Source organism: Microcoleus sp. OTE_8_concoct_300 (genome assembly GCF_031383065.1).
Classification (GTDB): Bacteria; Cyanobacteriota; Cyanobacteriia; order Cyanobacteriales; family Microcoleaceae; genus Microcoleus.
The window spans coordinates 1-21,279 of record NZ_JANMZH010000658.1 but is presented as its reverse complement, the minus strand read 5'-3'; the positions used below and the strand labels follow the sequence as shown (position 1 = coordinate 21,279).

The window sequence follows — 21,279 nt, the reverse complement described above, 5'->3', positions numbered from 1 at the left end:
CTTTTCGGTACATGAACGAAAGTGCTGCTGTGCATGGCTTTTGACTAATTTTAGCTCATAGTCTTACACATTGTCAACGCCGAACGCGAGTCAAAGTCTTTTGAGGTAAGGGTTTTAGGCTTATTCAGCAAGCCCTATATATACGTTGTCATTGCTCACTCTTGAGCGTTAGCGTAGCGCTCTCTTATCAAAGCAATCGCAGCATCTGGTAATTGCAACAGCAAATATATAAAATTTTAAAAATGGTAAAAGAATTAGAAAAACCCCAAGATTGGTATAGCGAATATATCGCTACCTACAGTTCCGAACAGCGAAAAAACTGGTACAGCGAAATCGCAGATGCTTACAACAAAACAAGACCGCGCTATCCTCAACAACTAATTAATCGCGTTGTCGAATTAGCTGAACTTCCTGCGGGTGCAAACATTCTTGAAATCGGATGTGGCCCCGGAATTGCAACTGTTCCGTTTGCTGAATTCGGCTTTTCAATGCTTTGTCTCGAACCCAGCCAAGAAGCTTGTCAGCTAGCACGACAAAATTGTGCGGCTTATCCATCTGTAGAGATTCAAAATCTCACATTTGAAGAGTGGCCATTAGAGGCTGAGAAATTCAATGCTGTGCTGGCGGCGACTTCTTTTCACTGGGTGTCGCCGGAGATTCGGTATCAAAAAACGGCGGCTGCATTAAAAAGTAAAGGTTCTTTGATTTTGCTGTGGAATGCGGGAGTTTTGCTGCCGGATGAAGTTTACCGAGTTTTGGATGAGGTTTATCAAATTAAAGCTCCTTCTCTAGCAGAATATCATGCCAAAGAAAGAGGAAATCAAGAAGAAAGTATCAAAGAACTCGGACAAGATGTTATTGACTCGCGGCTGTTCAAGGATTTGATTTACGAACAGTTAGTGTGTGAAATTACCTACAGCATAGAAGATTATCTGACTCTTTTGAAAACTTACTCAGTCTACATAGCGCTAGATGATGAAAATAGAAATTATTTGTTGGGGAATTTGCGGGAAGTCCTAGAAAAAAACTGCGGAAATAGCCTCCAAGCTTCCTATGTTTCAGCTTTTCACGTTGCCCAAAAAACCTAGGGCTTTTTCTCTTCTCTTCCTTCGTGACAAGAGCGCTTTTGGTAATTCCCGCCCGTCGCCCCTGGCGGATAACTCCGGATACTCCCACTCGTTAAAAGCTGGTTTGTAGTGAGAACTTCAGTCGTCGCTCACAACTTATTAAGTCCTGTAAAAGCTTAATCGACTATCAACACAATCAAGCTGGTGTACCGAGAATTGTCCACTGCATTAACTGCTGCCACTCGGGAGATTGAGCTAACAAATCTACATCCAATTCATTTCCTGCATCCTGCGAAAATTCGGCGAAACATTCTACCCAATTAATTAGTGTTTCCACAGGCATATAAGGGGTATAATTCCAAGAACGCTGCAAAAACTCTACCATCTCAACACAATGACCGGTGCGGTGCAAATACCAAGCAATCCAAACTAAGGTACTGTACTTGATTTGCTTTTCCAACAAACGTATTTTATCCGGTAATTCGGGGCGGGCAAAAAAATTGTCCATGACTGCGGCGAGGGATTTAGCCTGCGGTAAACCTTTGTACATGGCGCTTTGTTCGTGCTGGCGGTAGCAAACAGTTACTTGCTGCAGCCACTCTGCTTCGCATCCCATTAAGGCTAAACGCAGCACTAAATCTGTATCTTCCGCCGGTGGAAATCGAGGATCAAATCCGCCGGCGCGCTCTAACCAATGGCGGCGAAATACCATCGCGCTCGGTAATACTGGTTTCCACCGCAGCCACATTTCTAAGTCTAATTTAGGGACGTTTTGCCAGGGCTTGACATCTTTTAGCGGTTCGCCTATACTATTAACTAGACGCCAGCCGCTGTGGACTATTCCTAGATGTGGTCGCGCTGCAAATACAGCAAGTTGTGCTGCTATTTTGTCGGGCAAAAAGTAGTCATCTGCATCAAGAAAGGCGATGAATTCTCCTCGGGCTAGTTCTATCCCGCAATTTCGGGCAATCGAAACTCCTTGATTTTGTTGGTAAATGTAGCGAATTCGATCGCTATATTTCTCTAAAACTAATCTGGTGTGGTCTCGGGAGCCGTCGTCTACTACAATAATTTCCCAGTCAGCAATTGTTTGGTGCAGCACGCTCTCTACTGCTTGGCCGACGTAATCCGCGCAGTTGTAAGCCGGAATTACCACGCTTACCTGTGGGCTTCTATCGCTCATAATTAATATCAAGTTTGATGGATTATACCATTTTAAATTTGAGATTTTAGATTTGAGAATTGGGAATGACTGATGACCGTCTGGTTGGGAGCACGGGTCTACAGTTGCATTCTTTTTTTGAACTGGTATTAGAATCAATACCCACTGGGCTGGTTTACGGAAATCCGGGCTTTGAAATCAAGAAAAACCATGCACCCGCCCCTACAAGAGGTATTGGTAAAATCCGGTTGCGTCTTTATTGGACAATAATTATCGGGTACCCCGGAGGCTGACGCACGCGATAAGCGAGGCTTTTTGAGGATAATTTGGGCTCAAGAATTTGCCAAGGTAAGCTGTTGTGAATTCAGTAAATCATGGGAGCGATTTGCCGTAGGCTGGCCCTCGCCTTTTACCTTCACATACTTGTCAGCTATTTCCAAAACCTGTTCGGCATTGGCCGGCTTGCTCAAAAAATCCGTAGCACCTGTAAATTTCGCTCGAGTGCGATCCATTATACTGTCTTGACTGGTCAAAAACACGATCGGAGTTTCCCGAAAAGCGGGTGTCTTCCGCAAAAAATGGCACAAATCAAAGCCGCTTGTCTTCGGCATCAAGACCTCCATAAAAATTAAAGCAGGCTTGTGTTTGGCGATCATGCCCACTCCCTGCATGGGGTCTTGAATTTTTAGGACTCGATACCCGTGGGGCGATAAAGTTTGATCTAAAAATTCGCATACTGCCGGACTGTCATCGATACAGGCAATCAAAGGGCGACCTGGCCCAGCGCTCACCGAGGCAAGGCGCCACTGTTCTATAGGCGACGGCAAGTCTGGTACTGTTCGGAAATTTACTAAACCCTGTTTCATGTAATTAACTAAAGCGCGAGTTGCCATTGTCACGCACTGCTTTTTCTTAAATGCAATATCCCAAAGAGTATTCTCGCCGTTAAATACGTTAGCCAAAGCGATCAAAGAATTAGAACTAAATCGATTTTCCTGCAACTGGGCCGACGCTTTTAAAAGCGGTGCTTGTTCTGGATCTACCAGCCACAAACCCATTTCTTTCCACTTCTGCCAAATTTTTTCTGTAGAACACAGCATTTTCTCTACTTCCGTCACAGACAGCAGCAAAGAAGAGGTAATTGTAGAAAAATATTTGTGGGACGGACGCCACTCCCGGCGCAAACCCGATTGACCGATTAGAGCAAAGAACACTTCAGAAACGCCGCTGTGGATGATCGCCTTAGCTTGTTCTAGACTCATTTCGCTGGCTGCTAGCCCTCGCTGAAGCAGTTGATATTCCCACAGTTCTGCAGCCTCGAGGTCTCTGAGATCCACTTGAAAGTTTCGACAGTGTTCCCCGATCGCCCTATACCAGCGCCTCGATCTGTGCGCTCCTCCTGTGGCATACACCAAACAACCCTGAAAAAAGTAAAGTTGCCACTCTTGTTCCCCTTGTTCTAACAGCAATTTCCCCGTTGCTTTTTTCTGACCCAGCACTGCCACAGTATGAGACAACATTTTGTATCCAATTGCGCTAGCAGACATATTAACTCGCATCCCCTGTACTCTGTTTGTACTATTATAGCTGCTGAGTTGGCCAAGAAAACAGTAATTTTACTGAATTTGGGTCACTAAAAACAACTAATTCTGCGAATTTTACCCCCTCAGGGAGCGATTCCCCTCGGGAGTTTTAGCCCGCTCGGATGCAAGGCCTATGTGCACTATTAACTAATAACTAAAATACTGCTTCTAACTAATAACTAACTGGGCTGGCTATCTTTGGGAGGTACTGGATCGTAACCCCCAGGATGAAAAGGATGACAGCGCAAAATCCGCTTAACTGCCATGGACCCGCCGCGGCCGGCCCCAAATCTTTCTATTGCTTCGATCGCGTATTGCGAACAAGTGGGTTGAAATCTACAGGCGTTAGGCAGGTAAGGAGAAATACCCATTTTGTAGCCTCGGATTAATCCGATCAGCAATATTTTCATAATTTTTACCTCAGCGCTGGATTAGATTAATCGCAAAATCTTGTCTGGTAGCTATTTTCAGTGTTGCCTCGAAGATAGCTAAAATACAATTTGAGGAGATAATATGGTACTTGTCTCTGAGTTCGCTACTTGACCGATACCTAAAAATTTACCATCTCGATCGTAAACCTGCAAGAGATAGGGAGGTTGGGGTATGGGGTTGTGGGGGGGATTGGGGCTACTTTCCTCATAGGGCCCGATGATCGGCGTTTCGGGGATCGGGAGGCGCTGTCCTTGAAACCAGCGTTTGGTATATTCAGGGGAAAGGACGATCGCGCCTAAATGTCCCAAAACCGCCGATGGCAAAATCGGGCAGAATTTATCCTCCTGCAATTGCAGTTCTAATTCCTCAAAACTGAGACTTTGGTCGATCGAGAAACCGCTACTTTCGGTGCGAGTCAAACAAGCCAAAGTACCGCCTGCATTCAACACAGCGCCCAAATCCCGCGCGATCGCCCGAATGTAAGTACCCGCCCCGCAGGCGATCGACAAATCCAATTCAGGAAAATCCCCCGATCGCCAATCCAAGATTTCCAGTTGAAAAACCTCAACATTTCTAGCCGCCACTTCGACTGTTTCGCCTTTTCTAGCTAACTCATAAAGGCGTTTTCCTCCCACCTGAACCGCACTAAAACTCGGCGGAAATTGCTCGATTTTTCCTAGAAAATTTGGCAGTGCAGCTTGCACTTTTTCCAAACTCAACTCGGGCACCGGTCGAGAATGGATAATTTCTCCTTCTAAATCGTCAGTAGCAGTAGTTAAGCCAAACCGAATCGTGCCTCGGTAAGCTTTGTTGTGTTGGAGATATTGCAGCAGTCTGGTTGCTTTGCCCAGGGCGATCGGTAAAACGCCAGTCACAGCAGGATCGAGGGTTCCTCCGTGTCCGACTCGCTTGAGTTTCAATAGCCGCCGCACTCGCCCCACGCAGTCGTGAGAAGTCATGCCCGTAGGTTTGTTGAGATTGAGAAAACCGTCATTAGTCATTAGTCATTAGTCAGTAGTCAGTAGTCAGTAGTCAGTAGTCATTAGTCAGTTGTTATTTGTTATTTGTTATTTGTTATTTTTCATACCAAATCCTGCTTAAATAACTTTCTATATCTTAGTCTGCGGAGGCAGACTTCGTTTGTGTAGTTTGAGGTCAAAAGCGGTTTCAAGCACCGAGTCTCATAAAATGGTTAGCCAACCCGGATTTTGTATCAGTTAACAGTTAACAGTCAACAGTCAACAGTCAACCGTCAACCGTCAACCGTCAACCGTCAACAATTACCCATTAAAAAAGAAAGTCCGCCTGACTGATAGAAGTGCGGGCAACTCCGAATAAAGTAGCGAGAGTTTCCTTGGTGCTTGTAAGCTGAATAATTGTACTCGGCGAAGTTCCGGCCCCAGCGGAAATGGTGAGTTGGCTAAAAGTCAGGCCGGCACCCAAGCGAATTCTATCCGTACCATCAGTAAAGTCTGTAATCACATCACCATCTGCCGATCGCCCGATCGCAAAAGTATCGTTTCCGGCGCCGCCAGTTAAAGTATCTCGGCCTGTATCGCCCGATAAACAGTCATCGCCGATGCCGCCAAACAGCGAGTCATCGCCTCTACCCCCAAAAAGCGTGTCATTACCCGCGTCGCCCAACAAAGTATCGCTGTCTTGGTCGCCAAACAGCCTATCATTGCCGTCGCCGCCGCTTACCGAGTCAGAACCTTTGCCGCCGTAGATAGTATCGTCGCCCGCGCTGCCGAAAACGCTGTCGCTGCCGCCACCGCCGTAGACGGAATCGTTTCCCCCTAAGCCCAAAATGCTGTCAGGGCCACCCAAACCAAATATCAAGTCAGCGCCCCCACTACCACTGAGGGAGTCGGGGCCGCTTGTGCCCTTCCTGCCGCCAGCTGCCCCTCCGGGACTGGTACCGTTGGGGGGGGTGGGGGTTGGGGTTGTGATTACGAGTGGTTGAGATGGCGCTGCTGATGGCATGATTCTGAAGATGGGTAGAAATTTGCAATTCTAACTTAACTTAAAAGCGGAAGTTATATGCTCGCCAACCGCCGAGATGAGAAATATCGATCGCATCCGCCACAGCATAAGGTTCGCACAAAAAGCCCTGCACCGTGGAGCCGTCCTCCAACACCAGTGTACCAATTCCCAGCGGCGGGGGAATTTTAGCGACAAATCCGCCGAAAGCGGAGATCGACAACTCCCAAACTTCCACCTCGATCGCGCTACCGCCCTCTATCTGACGCACCAATCCCGGCTTGCCCAGAGCAGTACCCGTCAAAGCGTACAGCTTGTAAATCGGGCTGGTACGGCAGGCGCGAACCAAAATGCCTCCCCCCTCGATTAGTTGATAATTCAGCGGCTCACCGCTCAAATGAGCGCCAACTACGGCTATTTTGACTCGTCCTTCTGAGGAAGATTTGGCTGCGATGACTGGTTCCGGGAGGGTTGGCAGCGGCAGGCCGGTTGCGCCCAAAGTTCCCCCCAAGCGATCGTGGAAAGCAGATCCCAGGCTGCAGAGCGATAAATCGTGCCACGCAGGAGCCATCAGTGTCAATCCTGCGGGCAATCCGCTGCTTTGAAACCCGCTGGGAACTGCGATCGCGCACAAATCGAGCAAATTCGCAAAGTTCGTGTAGCGCCCGAGATTGGTGCCCGGCGCGATCGGCTCGGCTGCAACTTCTGCGACAGTATATATCGTGCCTGTGGTGGGAACCGCCAACACATCCATTGACTGCCACTGAATTTCAGCCTTCTTGCGGAGCTCGGCCAACCGATAGGACGCGCGGTAGGCAGAGACGGCATCGTAGCGTTTGCCGCCGCTGATAATTTCGTAGACTATCGGATCGATATCCTCTGGGTGCGCGTCGAGGAAATCGCCGATCGCGGCTAACCTTTCTGCTACCCAAGGCCCGCCGTAGAGCAGTTCGGCAGCATCCGCAAAGGGTTTAAAGTCAATAGGTGCGATCGTGCAGCCCAATGATTGCAAGCGCGCGACAGCCTCTCGGTAGCGCTGTTCTGCTTCTGCATTCCCGAAAAATTCGAGTTCGCCCAAGGCGGGAACTCCCACCCGCAAGCTGGATAAATCCGGCAAAACTTTCGTTTCAGGGCGACGAGAAAACGCATCCTCAGCGTCAAAACCGCTGGCTACTTGCAGCACGGAGGCCGCATCGGCACAGGTGAGAGCGAACACAGAAACGCAATCGAGCGATCGCACCGCTGGTAGTAGGCCGCGAGTGCTGATCGAGCCGCAACTTGGCTTCAGCCCGACAATGTTGGTAAAAGCAGCGGGAACCCGCCCCGATCCTGCGGTATCGGTACCCAGAGCAAAACTCACCAATCCGGCGGAGACTGCTGCGGCGGAACCGGAACTCGATCCGCCCGGGATGTAGCGCCGATCGAACGGATTGCGGCAAACTCCATAGGGCGTGCGGGTTCCCACTAATCCTGTGGCAAACTGATCCATGTTTGTTTTGCCGATCGCGATCGCACCTGCCGCGCACAGGCGCTCTACGACTGCGGACGATCGTGCTGGAGTGCTAGCAAACGGAGGACATCCCGCCGTAGTGGGAACGCCCGCCCAATCGAGATTATCTTTGATCGCAAAAGGTATTCCGTAGAGCGGCAATTGTTGCGGGTCTAGGTTTTCCAAGGCTTTGGCGCGTTCGAGGGTTTCCGCCTGCGGTGCTAAATAAATCCATACTGCCGGATCTGCATAGCGTTCGATCCGATCGTACACGCTGGCGATCGCATCTGCTGGCACGAGCGAGCCGGTGCGGTAGCGATCGAGCAGCGAATGAATGTCGAGACTCTGACTGTAGTTAACTTTTTCCATAATGCACCGTCAGTCGATTTTAGATTTTAGATTTTAGATTTTAGATTGAAGAAATGACTTTACAGGCTGTGTTTGGCGAGGGTTATTACTCACCGAATAATACCATTCTCAAGAACAGGCAAGATGCCTGTTTCACAAAGAGTGTATTTCTTTCTTCTTGTGGGGTGGGCAGGAGAGCCCGCCCATAAAAGGCTTATTGAGAATGGTGGAACATCTCAGTTATTACAAATAGAAAATTAGTTTACCGCATTGTCGATCGTACTCGCATCCAGTTAGCGGGCGATCGAAGTATTTCTCAAGAAATCTTCAACCCTAGCCTTGCGGGTTTCGTCTTTGTGTGCAGCTAAACTTCGCGATTTCCAATCACCCCGTCTCATCGCCCGGTTTAATATTCCCAAAATTTTAATTTGACAAATTCGATAAAAACGGTTTTTTGTAACATTTTACACATTTTCGCATCAAGTTTGCTGTTACGGTTTGAAACGTAGCAATCTAGTAGGATTGCACGCTACAGTATGCTTACCTTACAAAAAGCTAAGTGCATTGCTGTTACCAACAGTCTCGAATAACTCCTTGGGTTGCAAACAGGAATTATACAGACAAAAAAACTAAAAATTTAACCGCTTCTAGGGTTCCGATTTGAATCAGTTTCTAAGTCAGCTTAGAAAGTTCAAGTGCTGGTCCGAGAGAAGCAGACTGGTCATCCCAATATTTGATTAATTTGAGGGAAACACTAGCCAGTTACACGGCGGGATAAAAGCCCGGGAGAAACGCGATCGGTCATCAAGACTCGGTTCGTTAGCTCTCGGGCTTTATCCTTGTATATCAAGGGGTTTGCGGGAGCTAAGGAAGCCAAAGAATGTGCAAAAGCTCGATCGACATATTCACTTCTAACCAGCAACCAGAATATGCTATGAATATCCGATATTGCTCCCCAAAAATAACGCGATCGCCCTTATCCTACTGCGCCCTATTTTTCATCACCTTGTTTTTCGCTGTCGGCTGCGTCAACCCGGCAATTTATATCAAAACCACGACTGAAAGCGAAGCAGCTTCTTCAGTAAGTGCTGATGCAGTTAGCCTCGGATTCAGCGCGTGGCCCGGGTGGTTTCCTTGGCAAATTGCCAAAGAACAAAAGATATTTGAAGCCAACAATGTTGCTGTAGACTTAAAATGGTTTGACGGCTACTTAGAATCGATCAGCACCCTCACAGCAGGACAGATCCATGCTAACAGCCAAACCCTCGGCGATACCGTAAACTCTATATCAGGCGGTGCCGAGCAAGTAATTGTTTTAGTCAACGACAACTCGACGGGAAATGACAAAGTGATTGTCGCCGAAGGCATCAATTCCGTTGCCGATTTGAAAGGTAAAAAAGTAGCTGCAGAGGAAGGTACAGTCGATCACTTTCTATTGCTGTTAGGGCTGAGAAAAGCAGGTTTATCAGTGCAGGACATTCAATTTGTACCGCTCGAAACAGGCAAAGCTGCGGCGGCTTTCGTCGGAGGACAAGTTGATGCGGTGGCAGTATTTGCGCCGTTTACCACGCAAGCCTTAAAGCGAAAAAACAGCAAGGAACTGTTTAGTTCCAAAGACTTTCCGGGGGCGATTTCCGACCATTTGGTATTCACCCGAAAGTTTATCGACGAACACCCCGATAGAGTGCAAGCCCTGGTCAATTCCTGGTTTGCAACATTGGACTACATGAAATTAAATCAAGACAAATCTTACCAAATTCTAGCAAACCGCGCCGGAGTCAGCGTAGAGGAATACAAAGAATATGAAAACGGCACTAAGATATTTACGATAGAGGAAAACTTGAAAGCCTTTCAACCGGGAAATGACATGACATCATTGCCGTTTGCGGCCGCCGAAATGACCAAATTTCTCATAGATGTAAATTTAGCAAAAACCAAACCAGATATCAGCACATTATTTGACGATCGCTTTATCAAAGCTTATTCCGAAAGTAAAAGCTAGAAGGCAGAATTTACGAGTTGGCCGACACAATATAATTTCAAAAATATTCCTTTTTAAAATTCCCCAAAGCTACTCAAATTACTCGCTAAACCCTTCTGCAATTAAATCATGCCACCAAATCCCGAGCCCCGATCGATCCAATCCCACCTCAAGCAAAAAAGCCTAAATCCCACCGTTTTCTGGCGGATTGCGGAAGATATACCACAACCCCTCAATATTGGGTTAACGGTAACATCGATCGCACTGCCGCTGCTGCTGTGGTGGCTAGTAACAACCTTCGCCAACGTAGACCCCAAATTTTTGCCTTCCCCCGGCAAAGTTTTAGAGGCATTTGGTCGGCTGTGGAACACTCGCGAACTTTTGAAAGACACGGTAGCGAGTTTGTGGCGGGTGGGAGTGGGCTTTATGTTCGCCTTGGTTTTTTCTATACCAATTGGCGTGCTGATGGGCAGTTTTCCCAGTATTCGCGCCTTGCTAGAACCCATGTTCGGCTTGATGCGATATATGCCCGCACCAGCCTTCATTCCCCTGCTAATTCTCTACTTGGGAATAGGCGAAGAACCCAAAATTACCCTAATATTTATCGGTGTCTTTTTCTTCAATTCGCTGATGGTGATGGATACAGTCAAGTTTGTTTCAAAAGACTTGATCGAAGCTACTTATATGTTGGGCGGTAATCGCTGGGAAATCCTCACTCAAGTTATTTTTCCCCACGTTTTGCCGGGAATTCTTGATGCTAGCCGCATCAACCTAGCTGCGGCTTGGCAATTGGTAATCGTCTCCGAATTGATGGCGGCAACCGAAGGCTTAGGTCGCCGGATCAGCGTCGCAGGTCGATTTCTCCGAACCGATGAAATTTTTGTGGGGCTGATTGTCATTGGGGCGATCGGACTGGCTTTTGACTTGCTTTTTCAATATCTGCTGCGGGTTTCTTGCAAATGGTCAAGTCAGAAACAGTAAGCAGATGTTAAAAGGCAGAATGGTGTCATTTTTTTACTTACAATACAGAGGATAAACTTATGTTTCTGCAAATCAACAACCTGCACAAAAACTTTGAAACGAAAAAGGGTAAATTAGTTGTCCTCAAGGACATCAATATGAGCATCAAGCAAGGCGAATTTATCTGCGCGGTAGGCGCATCCGGTTCTGGCAAATCTACTCTGTTGAGGCAGATTGCGGGATTGGACAAGCCGACAACAGGGGAAGTGAAAATTGACGGCAAGGAAGTTGTTTCGCCTGGGCCGGATCGAGGTATGGTATTTCAGCATTACACTCTTTATCCTTGGATGAACGTGCAGGAAAATGCCGAGTTTGGCCTCAAACTTCAAGGCGTGTCCAAGAAAAAGCGGCGCGAACAAGCGAGCTATTATTTGAGTGTGGTAGGATTGACGCAGTTTGCTTCGTCGCTACCGAAGGAATTGTCCGGCGGGATGAAACAGCGGGTGGCGATCGCCCGCGCCCTCGCTTCTGAACCTAAAGTGTTATTAATGGATGAACCTTTCGGCGCCTTGGATATCCACACTAAAGAATCGATGCACGAATTCATGCTCGATTTGTGGCGTCGCACTGAGATTACAATCTTTATGATTACCCACGATGTCGAAGAAGCGGTGTTTCTTTCCAATCGGATTTATGCTTTGGGTGCTCGTCCCGGTACAGTGAGAAAGGAAATGTCGATTAATTTGCCCGATCGCACTCCCAGCGTTAAACGCCACGCCAAATTCCACGATTACCGCGACGAACTCATGGATTTGATGCGGAAACACGGACAGGAAGCAGTTGCAATGGCTGCTTAAATAGAAATAGGTTTGTATTTGCACTTTTACGGGCGGGCAGGATGCCCACCCCACAAGAAAACTCACTCTTTGTGGAACAGGCATCTTGCCTGTTCTTGAGAATGGTGCAAGATGTAAACGGACAGGAAGCAGTTGCAATGGCTGCTTAAATAGAAATAGGTTTGTAGTTGCACTTTTTGCACCCGCGCCAACAGTACAACGGCCAACCTAAGTAAGTGGAAACTTAACATCTTGCACCATTGTCAATTACCTATTTAGGAACGGGCAAGATGCCCGTTCCACAATAAAATTGAGTTTTGTGGAACGGGCATCTTGCCCGTTCTTAAGAATCGTGCAAGATATCAGTGGAGATAAATATTACTTTGGGAGAGGGCGGGTTTTGCCACTACAAAATACTATTGTTTTATTTCGCTGACCTACCCAAATACATCAAGAGGAACTTATGGTGCAACTATCATCGATCGACCCAAACTCACAAATCGATTCAAGCCTCGTATTAATCGAAGAAACCGTACCGGGCGGCGCGTACTGGTCGGGGGTCATCAAGCGGGGAAACACCCTGCGAATCACCGATTTAGAAGGCTCTCGCGGCGTTTCCATGCTGTGCTACAACGCCGACAATGCGATCGAACGTTTCAACGCAGCAGACACCGCAAAAATTCAATTCAACGCCTTTCTCAAACAAGGCATGGTGCTCTACACAGACATGGGACGCATCCTATTTTCCATCACCCAAGACACCTCCGGCTGTCACGATTTGCTAGGAGGATGCAGCAACGCCAGTAGCAATGCCAAAAAATACGGCGAAGGAGACTGGAAAAACTCCCGCGACAACTTCCTCAAAGCCCTAAGCCGGTGGGGATTGGGCAAACAAGATATCATGCCCAACCTCAACTTATTTACTCGCATTGCCGTCAAACCAGACGGCACAATGGAGTTTCGCGAAGGCTGCGAGAAACCGGGTAGTTTTATCGATTTGCGAGCAGAAATGAACGTATTGACCATTATCTCTAACTGCCCCCACATCCTGCATCCGGGTTCAAGTTACGATCCAAAACCCATCCAAATTCAGATTGTGAAAACCCCCCCACCCGCACCAGACGACTTGTGCCGCACCGCCAATCCGGAAGCCGTGCGCGGGTTCACTAACACCGATGCTTTGTTCCTGCAATAAACCCGATTCCACAACTCAACTTTGTCCGCACCAATCGGCGGTAACAAATTCTGCAATTCCATCACAAAAAGTGAACCATGACTGCAACCACCCAACAAATCCTCGATCCAAAAACTGCAATTTATAACGAAGTTTTACCAGCCAGACATCCCTGGTCTCGCGTCATCAAAAAAGGACAGATTCTCCGCATTGTAGATTTAGGCGGAAATCAAGCAGTAGATTTTCTAGTTTACAATGCCGATGACCCTTCCGAACGCTACAGCGCCCCCGATACGATCGTCAATCAAGGCAACATCTTTGTCACTACAAACAGCCAACTTATTTCCAACGAAGGGCGAGCCATGATGACCATAATTGCTGACTCCTGCGGGCGGCACGATACCTCCGGCGGCGCCTGTAGCTGCGAGAGTAATTCGGTGCGGTTTGGACTAGATAAAAAATACCAGCACGCCTGCGTTGAAAATTTCCTCGCCGCAATTCTTCCCTACGGTTTGGGCAAACGAGATTTAGTCAGCAACATCAACTTCTTTATGAATGTTCCCGTTAGCGAAGACGGCACACTAGAAATTGTTGACGGCATCTCCGACCCGGGAAGTACAGTTGATTTGCGAGCCGAAATGAACGCTTTGGTAGCTATTTCTAACTGCCCGCAAATGAACAATCCTTGCAATGCTTACAATCCTACCCCGATTCAGTTGATTGTTTGGGATTCCGTGTAATCTAATATACCCGCCGCCATCTATTAGAATCCGCCGCGAGGGGGACGCTGGCACTATTGTTAGCGCCCTTCCCTATTCCCCCAAGAAACTTGCATGGCATTCCCAAACTTTCCTATCTAGAAATTATCTGCGTTTATCTGCGTTCATCTCCCTTACATCTGCGGTTGACTTATCAATCAAAGATTCATACAAATACCCAAATGTTTAACAAAGTTTTGATTGCAAATCGCGGTGAAATTGCCTGCCGAATTATCCGCACCCTCGATCGCCTCGGAATTGCTTCGGTAGCAGTATATTCTGAAGCCGACGCCCGCGCCAAGCACGTTTTCGCCGCCAGCGAAGCCGTTTGTATCGGTGCAGCCGCCGCAGCCGAAAGTTATTTGCGGTTCGATCGCATTCTCGAAGTTGCCCGCCAAACAAAAGCTCAAGCTATTCATCCGGGTTACGGCTTTTTGAGCGAAAATGCTGAATTTGCCGAAGCTTGTGCAAGCGAAAATATTGCATTTATCGGCCCGACTCCGAGTCAGTTGCGCTGCTTTGGATTGAAGCACACCGCGCGGGAAATAGCCGCTGCAAATCAAGTGCCGCTAACTCCCGGAAGCGAACTTTTAGCAAGTTTAGAGGATGCCCAAAAAGCGGCTGGGGCGATCGGCTATCCGGTGATGCTCAAAAGTACGGCAGGCGGTGGCGGCATTGGTTTGCAGGCTTGTTTTGGCGATCGAGATTTGGCAGAAGCATTTGAAAAAGTACAGCGTTTGAGTCAAAGCAATTTTAAACAAAGCGCAGTTTTTTTAGAGAAATACATTCAAACAGCCAGGCACATAGAAGTCCAAATCTTTGGAGATGGCAAAGGAAATGTCATAGCCTTGGGCGAGCGAGATTGTTCAGTGCAGCGGCGCAATCAAAAAGTAATAGAAGAAACCCCCGCCCCTGCTATTAGCGACGAACAGCGAAATCAGTTGTACGGTGCAGCCGTGCGGTTGGGAAAAGCGGTAAATTACCAGTCAGCCGGTACTGTTGAATTTGTATTTGATGTCGAGGCGAAACAGTTTTATTTTTTGGAAGTCAACACGCGCTTGCAAGTTGAGCACGGCGTTACTGAAGCTGTCAACAACATCGACCTCGTTGAGTGGATGGTAAAACAGGCTTCGGGAGATTTGTTCCCCCTGGAAGAGTACCGCTATCGGCCGCAGGGACACTCAATTGAGGTGCGAATTTATGCGGAAGATGCCGGCAAGAATTTTCAGCCGAGTTCCGGGTTGCTGAATCAAGTGGCATTTCCCGAAAACGTCCGCTGCGACAGTTGGATAGAAACCGGAACCGAGGTTACTCCTTTTTACGATCCGCTGCTAGCCAAAGTAATCGTTTGCGGGGATAATCGAACCCAGGCGATCGCTCAACTCAAAGCTGCTTTAGATGCCAGTGAAATAGCGGGAATTGAAACTAATTTAGATTACATCCGCCAGATTTTGGACGATTCCAGATTCAGCCGGGGCGAACTGAACACGCGCTTTTTAAACTCTTTTGAATACGCACCTTTAACGATCGATGTATTGGATGGGGGAACCTACAGCAGCATTCAGGATTATCCGGGGCGGATTGGCTATTGGGATGTTGGCGTGCCGCCTTCTGGGCCGATGGATCATCTGGCATTTCGATCGGCAAATCGTTTAGTAGGAAATCCCGAATCGACAGCAGGAATGGAATTCACAGCTACAGGTCCAACTCTGCGCTTTAATGCCGATACAGTTATTAGTTTGACTGGTGCAATTATGAAGGGAACCCTAAACGGCGAACTGGTGCCGTTTTGGACAGCCATTCCCGTTAAAGCTGGCAGCATTCTCAAGTTAAAAGCCATTCAAGGCGGCGGCTACCGCACTTATTTAGCAGTCAAACACGGCTTTAATGTCCCCAATTATTTGGGCAGCAAATCAACTTTTGTACTGGGCAAATTTGGCGGACACGCGGGCCGCACGCTGCGTCCGGGAGATGTGCTTAAACTGCTTCAAACTGCAACTCTGGAAGCGGAATTATCTTTGCCTCCGGAACTAATTCCCACCTACAGCAATAATTGGGAAATCGGCGTTTTGTACGGGCCTCACGGCGCGCCGGATTTCTTTACTGAGTCAGACATCGAAATGTTTTTCTCCACAGAATGGCAGGTGCATTACAACTCGACGCGGACGGGCATTCGGCTGATCGGCCCGAAGCCCACCTGGGCGCGTCAAGACGGCGGGGAAGCGGGTTTGCACCCGTCTAACATTCACGATAATGCTTACGCGATCGGCACGATCGATTTTACGGGCGATATGCCTGTAATTCTCGGTCTTGACGGCCCGAGTTTGGGAGGTTTTGTGTGTCCTGCTACTATTGTGCAGTCGGAATTGTGGAAAATCGGACAACTAAAACCGGGGGACAGCATTCGCTTTCACTGTTTGAGTTTTGCTGAAGCTTTGCAGCGGGAATTAGCACAAAATAGGCAAATTGCTACTTTTTGCTTGCCTGTTTTTGGGAAAAATACGGAGGAATTGCCCGCAGTTCCCGCCTCTCCAATTTTGCACCAAATCCCCGAATCTCCTGGACAGGTTGCTGTTACTTACCGTCAAGCTGGAGATAAATATATTTTAGTTGAATACGGCCCATTGGTGCTGGATTTAAACTTGCGTTTTCGGGCGCACGCATTGATGGAACATTTGAAAGCAAATCCGTTGCCGGGTGTTATCGAATTAGTGCCGGGAATGCGATCGCTCCAAATTCACTTTGAGGGCAGCCAGATTTCGCAACAGCAGCTAATGCAGGCGCTGATTTCAGCGGAGGCGGAACTTCCGGCGATCGAGGATTTGGAAGTGCCGGCGCGAATTGTGCACTTGCCTTTATCTTGGGAAGATGAATCGACACTGTTAGCCATTGAAAAATATATGCAGTCTGTGCGATCGGATGCACCTTGGTGTCCCAGCAATATTGAGTTTATTCGCCGCATAAACGGGCTTGACAGCATCGAACAAGTCAGAGAAATTGTATTTAATGCTAGCTATTTAGTGATGGGTTTGGGAGACGTTTATTTAGGCGCGCCCGTCGCAACTCCCCTCGATCCGCGCCACCGTTTGGTTACTACTAAATACAATCCCGCCCGCACTTGGACTCCTGAAAATGCAGTTGGCATTGGCGGCGCGTATTTGTGCGTGTACGGGATGGAAGGGCCTGGAGGTTATCAATTTGTCGGCCGCACGGTGCAAATGTGGAATCGGTTCAAACAAACGGCGGATTTCCAGTCTGGTAAACCTTGGCTTTTGCGCTTTTTTGACCAAATCCGATTTTATCCGGTTTCTCATGAGGAATTGCACCGCTGTCGGGAAGCATTTATCGAAGGGAAGTTTAAATTAAAGGTTGAGGAAATCACTTTTAATTTGAGAGAATACAATGAGTTTTTGCATTCTATTGCTAACAGTGCGGCTGAGTTTAAAGCGCAGCAGCAGGCCGCATTTAATGCAGAGCGCGATCGCTGGGCCGCATCCGGGGAATTTGAAGCTGAATCTGCAGCAGTTGCCCCGGCGGATGTGGCTTCTGAAACAGCGGCGGAGGTTACTTTGCCGATCGATTGTGAGGCAGTTGTCGCTCACGTTTCGGCCAATGTTTGGCAGGTACTGGTTAAGGTTGGAGATGCGGTTGCAGAGGGCGATCGCCTGTTAATTTTGGAAGCGATGAAAATGGAAATTGCTATTACTGCTGATGTGGCGGGCACTGTTGCCGAGTTGTTTTGTGAAAAGGGGCAAACGGTGACAGCCGGACAAATTCTCGTGGCGGTTCAACCCCATTAAAAAGTCTTGGACGCAGACATTCTATCTGTAGGGTGTACACTGCACCCATTGCTGTTAAATTAAGCCTAAAATGCAGATACCTGACGCTGGCGGTAGGACTTGGCAGTACAGGGCCGGAAATGGTAGAATTGGCATGGGGGAATTCTGAATTACTTGTCAGTTGGCTGGTGATATTGCTAACAGTTACGGTTTAGGCAAACCAGAGCGTAGTGCGATCGAATATTCTCAGGAAGAAGCTGGGCCGCCAATATCGAGGAGTCGTTCTCTCCCAATTTTAGGTATTACAGGTAATCAAGTCCCGCGCTGGATAAATTTTGTGCAGGGTTTTCAACCAATTCAATATAAACATCCCTTCTAGGAGGCTATAAAGATGACAACTATACCTCACGAACAAACAGCGATTATCCGTACAGAAAGAGGACTGACTATCGCAGGTACGCGCATCACTATCTACGACATCATGGACTATGTGACGGCTCAATATCCGCCTAAGTTTATCAGAGGATTATTTGACCTTACAGAGGAACAAATTAACGCAGCTTTAGCTTATATTGAGGAAAATCGCGCTACTGTTGAAGCTGAGTATCAAATAGTTCTTAAGGAATCTGAAGAACTGCGGCTGTACTACGAAGAAAAAAATCGCGATCTGATTGCCAGAATTGCCGCCCAGCCACCAAGACCCGGAACGGAAGCTGCATGGGAAAAGCTTCGAGCCGCCAAGGCAAAACGTGAGGCTAAAGCATGATTTTTTTGATAGATCATAATCTCAATGGACACGCCATAATTTTCTTTGGGTCTATTGCTAATCAAGGTTGGCTTGATATCATCCCAATTCGTTTTGTCACCTTTGCACAAATGGAATTGCCAATCGATAGCGATGACAGGGTAGTTTGGCGACTTGCTCAAGAAAATCAGATGATTTTGCTCACAGCTAATCGTAGCATGAAAGGCAAGGATTCCTTGGAACAAGTAATGCGCGAGGAAAATACTTCTAATTCACTTCCTGTGATTACGGTTGGCAATGCTGATAGATTAATGAATGATTCGGAATATCGAGAACTTTGTGTTGAACGTCTAATTGAGATTGTGCTTAATATTGATGCCTATGTGGGTGTGAATCGGCTTTTCATCCCATGAGGGGGGGTCGAGATTGTTGAAGAAGTGCGATTGCTATTTGATTGCCAATAGATGTAGTGTTTGAAAAGTGATACTCATGTTAAAAAAATTAAAAACCATTACTATTTCCACTCTTCTGGTCTTAGGAACAGCTACACTGGGTTCTACTGCACCTCTTCCTAGTCCTAATAATCAAGGGGATTATATGGGAAGAGCTTATCATACTTATTGGGAAGTAGTAGATCCAGACCCAAATGGGTTAAATTGTCGCATGACAAATTCTTCTTTTGAAGAACTTATGCGTGCTGACAACCGCACTCCATTTGAGTTTTTTAATTGGTCTTTAGTTGGTGTCTTAAAACAGGGACAGCGTTTTGAAAGCTTTCCTAGTAATGCTGCTGGTACTTTCAACGATACCAGGGGTTTACCTTGGCTTTTTGTAGGAAAAAGCTACGCTGCTGGTGCAGCGCAAGGTTGTTTCGTTCGCGCTAATAGTCAATTTGTCAAACCAGTACAGATGTCACCGACTCGCGTACAACCCCAAGCGAGTCAACCGCTTACAAGTTCCACAGCACTCCCGATGAAGCTTGGTTTTGACGAAGGATTTGGATCGATTGTAGTACCAGAAAGCGATACCACAGCAGCGGCCTATGGAGGACGCTTAAGGCGATATGATGTTCACATTGCTAAAATGTTTGAAGTCACTCACTTTATGTGTCAGCAGGGGAATTTAACACCCGGTATTACATGGAATTACGAGGCTGGGGGTGGCACGATTAATATGGGAAGTTTTGTAATAACCTGCCGACTTGCTAATCAAATAGCTAGTGCCTATGGTTTAGGTAAATCGGAACCTACGAATATTACTTTTTCGGCTGGTGAAATCGGTCGCCCCGATGTCAGAAGTTTCAACATTCCTATCCTAAATATTACAGGTGATAAAGTACCACGCTGGGTGAGTTTTGTGCAGGGATTTCAGCCCGTGAGGAGGTAGGATCATCGCATTTGTAAGATGTAGGGTGTGTCATAAGTAAAATTATTCTTTCATCTAAAATCATCTCAATTTGACGCACCCTACATCTAAGCTTGTGATTAAACTGGTTAAAATGGCTAATTTTGCTATTGAAGCTCGGCCTCGTTAGCTAAAGGTTCGATAACACTGCCTCAGGGCAAGTCCTGTTCTCAAATTGGAGATTTATTTTCCCTGACGCATCGTACAACTGCTAAACTGTAAGAATTTAGTGCGATCGCTGCTGGAAGTCTGCCGACGTTAAGTTAATATTGATAATTTTTGATTTGGTTGTAGAGGCTCACGATATGGATACTCAGGAACTTTTAAATCATTACCAAACAGGCAAAAGGGATTTCTCTGGTATTTACTTAAGCGATACCGATTTGAGTGGTGCTAATTTGACTCGTGCTAATTTAAGCGGTGCTAATTTAAGCAATACCGATTTGAGTAGTGCTAATTTGAGTCGTGCTAATTTAACTTGTGCTAATTTAAGCGGTGCTAATTTGTGGGACACTGATTTGAGTGGTGCTAATTTAAGCGGTGCTGATTTGTCGGACACTGATTTGTCTGGTTCTAATTTAAGGAGTGCTAATTTATGTGATGCTGATTTGTCGGACACTGATTTATCGGGCGCTGATTTGTTTGTCTCTTATTTGAGTGGTGCTAGGTTATGTGGTGCTGATTTAAGCGGTGCTAACTTATGTCGTGCTGATTTGTCGGACACTGATTTATCTGGCGCTGATTTGAGTAGTGCTGATTTAAGCGGTGCTGATTTAACAGAGGCCAATCTTGAATCCGCGAATCTCCAAGGGGCACAACTCATAGCAGCGGATCTCACAGATGCAAATCTTGAAAGAGCATATATAAAACAGGCGAATTTTACAGAAGCTTACCTCACCAATGTAAATCTGAAATTAGCCATCTCTGAACCGAGAGCAACAAACACCAGGTGGACTCAGCTAGAGTTTAATTTTACAGATGCTAATATTTCTAAGCACACAAAAATACAGGGCATATTAGCTGAGCTGGGAAAAAGTTTGGGTTTTACAGTATGGATTGCTAGAAATGACCATCGAAATAAATATAAAAATCAAGAACTAGGAAAACTTAGCTCAAAGAAATTCCCTTTAATAGTGCCTCAAGATTTTCCTCAAAAAACTGAGAAAATTATTCAACTGATAGATGTTATTTGGTTACGAAAAGAATTTCACCAAATTGAAGCAGCTTTTGAGGTGGTATGCACTACGAGTATTTACTCAGGTTTGCTGCGAATGGCAGACCTTTCACTTTGTTCAAAACGTGGGCTGTTTGGATATAATGCTCCTGATTTTCATTGCTATACGGTTATTCCTAAAGCACAGAAAAGGAATTTTGAAAAACAGTTAGGCAGACCCATATTTCAAGAGCTTCAAATCTTTCAGCTTTGCAAAGCAATTAATATTCTGTCGGGGCGACAAGTTGCCTATAATGCTGATTGAATAAGTCTCATAGCTCTCAAGCCTTGTTGATAATTAGGTAGTTTGTGTGGGGACAAAGACATTAATTCAACAACAACCAGCCAATTACTAGACATTGAATCGA

The 21,279-nt window shown here is 46.8% G+C and carries 18 protein-coding genes and 1 riboswitch; of the genes, 12 read left to right on the top strand and 6 right to left on the bottom strand.

Features of this window, described 5'->3' with window-relative positions; genetic code table 11:
• The first annotated feature begins 242 nt into the window (after positions 1 to 242).
• Positions 243 to 1,088, top strand: coding sequence for a class I SAM-dependent methyltransferase (locus tag ACUVJL_RS29895; RefSeq protein WP_445249155.1), 846 nt, complete (start codon positions 243 to 245; stop codon positions 1,086 to 1,088).
• A 175-nt stretch (positions 1,089 to 1,263) separates the two neighbouring features.
• Here the strand turns inward: ACUVJL_RS29895 and ACUVJL_RS29890 are convergent, their stop codons facing one another.
• From ACUVJL_RS29890 to atzF, 6 genes are all read right to left on the bottom strand, one after another.
• Positions 1,264 to 2,250: a glycosyltransferase family 2 protein gene (locus ACUVJL_RS29890; RefSeq protein ID WP_445249154.1), complete on the bottom strand. Its 987-nt coding sequence runs from the start codon at positions 2,248 to 2,250 to the stop codon at positions 1,264 to 1,266.
• Between the two features lie 311 nt (positions 2,251 to 2,561).
• Positions 2,562 to 3,776: a response regulator gene (locus ACUVJL_RS29885; protein WP_445249153.1), complete on the bottom strand. Its 1,215-nt coding sequence runs from the start codon at positions 3,774 to 3,776 to the stop codon at positions 2,562 to 2,564.
• 215 nt (positions 3,777 to 3,991) lie between these two features.
• The gene (yidD, locus tag ACUVJL_RS29880; RefSeq protein WP_333445758.1) at positions 3,992 to 4,222 is read right to left on the bottom strand and encodes a membrane protein insertion efficiency factor YidD; all 231 of its coding nucleotides are present in this window, start codon (positions 4,220 to 4,222) and stop codon (positions 3,992 to 3,994) included.
• Positions 4,223 to 4,300: 78 nt separating this feature from the next.
• Entirely contained in the window at positions 4,301 to 5,245 is a 945-nt protein-coding gene (gene truB / locus ACUVJL_RS29875; RefSeq protein ID WP_445249152.1) for a tRNA pseudouridine(55) synthase TruB, read from the bottom strand.
• Between the two features lie 286 nt (positions 5,246 to 5,531).
• Positions 5,532 to 6,227 (bottom strand): calcium-binding protein, encoded by a 696-nt coding sequence (locus ACUVJL_RS29870; RefSeq protein WP_445249151.1) that lies wholly within the window; start codon positions 6,225 to 6,227, stop codon positions 5,532 to 5,534.
• Between the two features lie 40 nt (positions 6,228 to 6,267).
• Positions 6,268 to 8,082 carry an allophanate hydrolase gene (gene atzF / locus ACUVJL_RS29865; protein WP_445249150.1) on the bottom strand — a complete coding sequence of 605 codons (1,815 nt, stop codon included), beginning with the start codon at positions 8,080 to 8,082 and terminating at the stop codon, positions 6,268 to 6,270.
• Positions 8,083 to 8,697: 615 nt separating this feature from the next.
• Positions 8,698 to 8,852: riboswitch (guanidine-I (ykkC/yxkD leader) on the top strand.
• Positions 8,853 to 8,995: 143 nt separating this feature from the next.
• On the opposite strand from atzF, the gene ACUVJL_RS29860 reads away from it, so the two are divergent.
• From ACUVJL_RS29860 to ACUVJL_RS29810, 11 genes are all read left to right on the top strand, one after another.
• Complete coding sequence (locus ACUVJL_RS29860; protein ID WP_445249149.1) at positions 8,996 to 10,063, top strand: ABC transporter substrate-binding protein; 1,068 nt, start codon at positions 8,996 to 8,998, stop codon at positions 10,061 to 10,063.
• A gap of 108 nt (positions 10,064 to 10,171) precedes the next feature.
• Complete coding sequence (locus tag ACUVJL_RS29855) at positions 10,172 to 11,023, top strand: ABC transporter permease (RefSeq protein WP_445249148.1); 852 nt, start codon at positions 10,172 to 10,174, stop codon at positions 11,021 to 11,023.
• Between the two features lie 59 nt (positions 11,024 to 11,082).
• Positions 11,083 to 11,859, top strand: a complete 777-nt coding sequence (locus tag ACUVJL_RS29850) for an ABC transporter ATP-binding protein (protein ID WP_445249147.1) — start codon at positions 11,083 to 11,085, stop codon at positions 11,857 to 11,859.
• 442 nt (positions 11,860 to 12,301) lie between these two features.
• Entirely contained in the window at positions 12,302 to 13,033 is a 732-nt protein-coding gene (locus ACUVJL_RS29845; RefSeq protein WP_445249146.1) for an urea amidolyase associated protein UAAP1, read from the top strand.
• Positions 13,034 to 13,110: 77 nt separating this feature from the next.
• A complete protein-coding gene (locus ACUVJL_RS29840) occupies positions 13,111 to 13,752 on the top strand; it encodes an urea amidolyase associated protein UAAP2 (protein WP_333363268.1) in 642 nt (213 codons plus the stop codon).
• Positions 13,753 to 13,952: 200 nt separating this feature from the next.
• Positions 13,953 to 17,570 carry an urea carboxylase gene (gene uca, locus ACUVJL_RS29835; protein ID WP_445249145.1) on the top strand — a complete coding sequence of 1,206 codons (3,618 nt, stop codon included), beginning with the start codon at positions 13,953 to 13,955 and terminating at the stop codon, positions 17,568 to 17,570.
• 160 nt (positions 17,571 to 17,730) lie between these two features.
• Positions 17,731 to 17,928 carry a hypothetical protein gene (locus ACUVJL_RS29830; RefSeq protein ID WP_445249144.1) on the top strand — a complete coding sequence of 66 codons (198 nt, stop codon included), beginning with the start codon at positions 17,731 to 17,733 and terminating at the stop codon, positions 17,926 to 17,928.
• Between the two features lie 12 nt (positions 17,929 to 17,940).
• Positions 17,941 to 18,315 (top strand): DUF433 domain-containing protein, encoded by a 375-nt coding sequence (locus tag ACUVJL_RS29825; protein ID WP_445249143.1) that lies wholly within the window; start codon positions 17,941 to 17,943, stop codon positions 18,313 to 18,315.
• A complete protein-coding gene (locus ACUVJL_RS29820) occupies positions 18,312 to 18,707 on the top strand; it encodes an ACP S-malonyltransferase (RefSeq protein WP_445249142.1) in 396 nt (131 codons plus the stop codon). The genes ACUVJL_RS29825 and ACUVJL_RS29820 overlap by 4 nt, the downstream gene beginning before the upstream one ends.
• Before the next feature lie 76 nt (positions 18,708 to 18,783).
• Positions 18,784 to 19,680 carry a hypothetical protein gene (locus tag ACUVJL_RS29815; protein WP_445249141.1) on the top strand — a complete coding sequence of 299 codons (897 nt, stop codon included), beginning with the start codon at positions 18,784 to 18,786 and terminating at the stop codon, positions 19,678 to 19,680.
• 323 nt (positions 19,681 to 20,003) lie between these two features.
• On the top strand, positions 20,004 to 21,176 hold the full coding sequence (locus tag ACUVJL_RS29810) for a pentapeptide repeat-containing protein (protein WP_445249156.1): 1,173 nt from the start codon (positions 20,004 to 20,006) through the stop codon (positions 21,174 to 21,176).
• Positions 21,177 to 21,279 lie beyond the last annotated feature (103 nt).

Bases quoted from the DNA above. Each gene is read 5' to 3' on its own strand.
- ACUVJL_RS29895 (WP_445249155.1), top strand. From the start codon at position 243: ATGGTAAAAGAATTAGAAAAACCCCAAGATTGGTATAGCGAATATATC.
- ACUVJL_RS29890 (WP_445249154.1), bottom strand. From the start codon at position 2,250: ATGAGCGATAGAAGCCCACAGGTAAGCGTGGTAATTCCGGCTTACAAC.
- ACUVJL_RS29885 (WP_445249153.1), bottom strand. From the start codon at position 3,776: ATGTCTGCTAGCGCAATTGGATACAAAATGTTGTCTCATACTGTGGCA.
- yidD (WP_333445758.1), bottom strand. From the start codon at position 4,222: ATGAAAATATTGCTGATCGGATTAATCCGAGGCTACAAAATGGGTATT.
- truB (WP_445249152.1), bottom strand. From the start codon at position 5,245: ATGACTAATGACGGTTTTCTCAATCTCAACAAACCTACGGGCATGACT.
- ACUVJL_RS29870 (WP_445249151.1), bottom strand. From the start codon at position 6,227: ATGCCATCAGCAGCGCCATCTCAACCACTCGTAATCACAACCCCAACC.
- atzF (WP_445249150.1), bottom strand. From the start codon at position 8,082: ATGGAAAAAGTTAACTACAGTCAGAGTCTCGACATTCATTCGCTGCTC.
- ACUVJL_RS29860 (WP_445249149.1), top strand. From the start codon at position 8,996: ATGAATATCCGATATTGCTCCCCAAAAATAACGCGATCGCCCTTATCC.
- ACUVJL_RS29855 (WP_445249148.1), top strand. From the start codon at position 10,172: ATGCCACCAAATCCCGAGCCCCGATCGATCCAATCCCACCTCAAGCAA.
- ACUVJL_RS29850 (WP_445249147.1), top strand. From the start codon at position 11,083: ATGTTTCTGCAAATCAACAACCTGCACAAAAACTTTGAAACGAAAAAG.
- ACUVJL_RS29845 (WP_445249146.1), top strand. From the start codon at position 12,302: ATGGTGCAACTATCATCGATCGACCCAAACTCACAAATCGATTCAAGC.
- ACUVJL_RS29840 (WP_333363268.1), top strand. From the start codon at position 13,111: ATGACTGCAACCACCCAACAAATCCTCGATCCAAAAACTGCAATTTAT.
- uca (WP_445249145.1), top strand. From the start codon at position 13,953: ATGTTTAACAAAGTTTTGATTGCAAATCGCGGTGAAATTGCCTGCCGA.
- ACUVJL_RS29825 (WP_445249143.1), top strand. From the start codon at position 17,941: ATGACAACTATACCTCACGAACAAACAGCGATTATCCGTACAGAAAGA.
- ACUVJL_RS29820 (WP_445249142.1), top strand. From the start codon at position 18,312: ATGATTTTTTTGATAGATCATAATCTCAATGGACACGCCATAATTTTC.
- ACUVJL_RS29815 (WP_445249141.1), top strand. From the start codon at position 18,784: ATGTTAAAAAAATTAAAAACCATTACTATTTCCACTCTTCTGGTCTTA.
- ACUVJL_RS29810 (WP_445249156.1), top strand. From the start codon at position 20,004: ATGGATACTCAGGAACTTTTAAATCATTACCAAACAGGCAAAAGGGAT.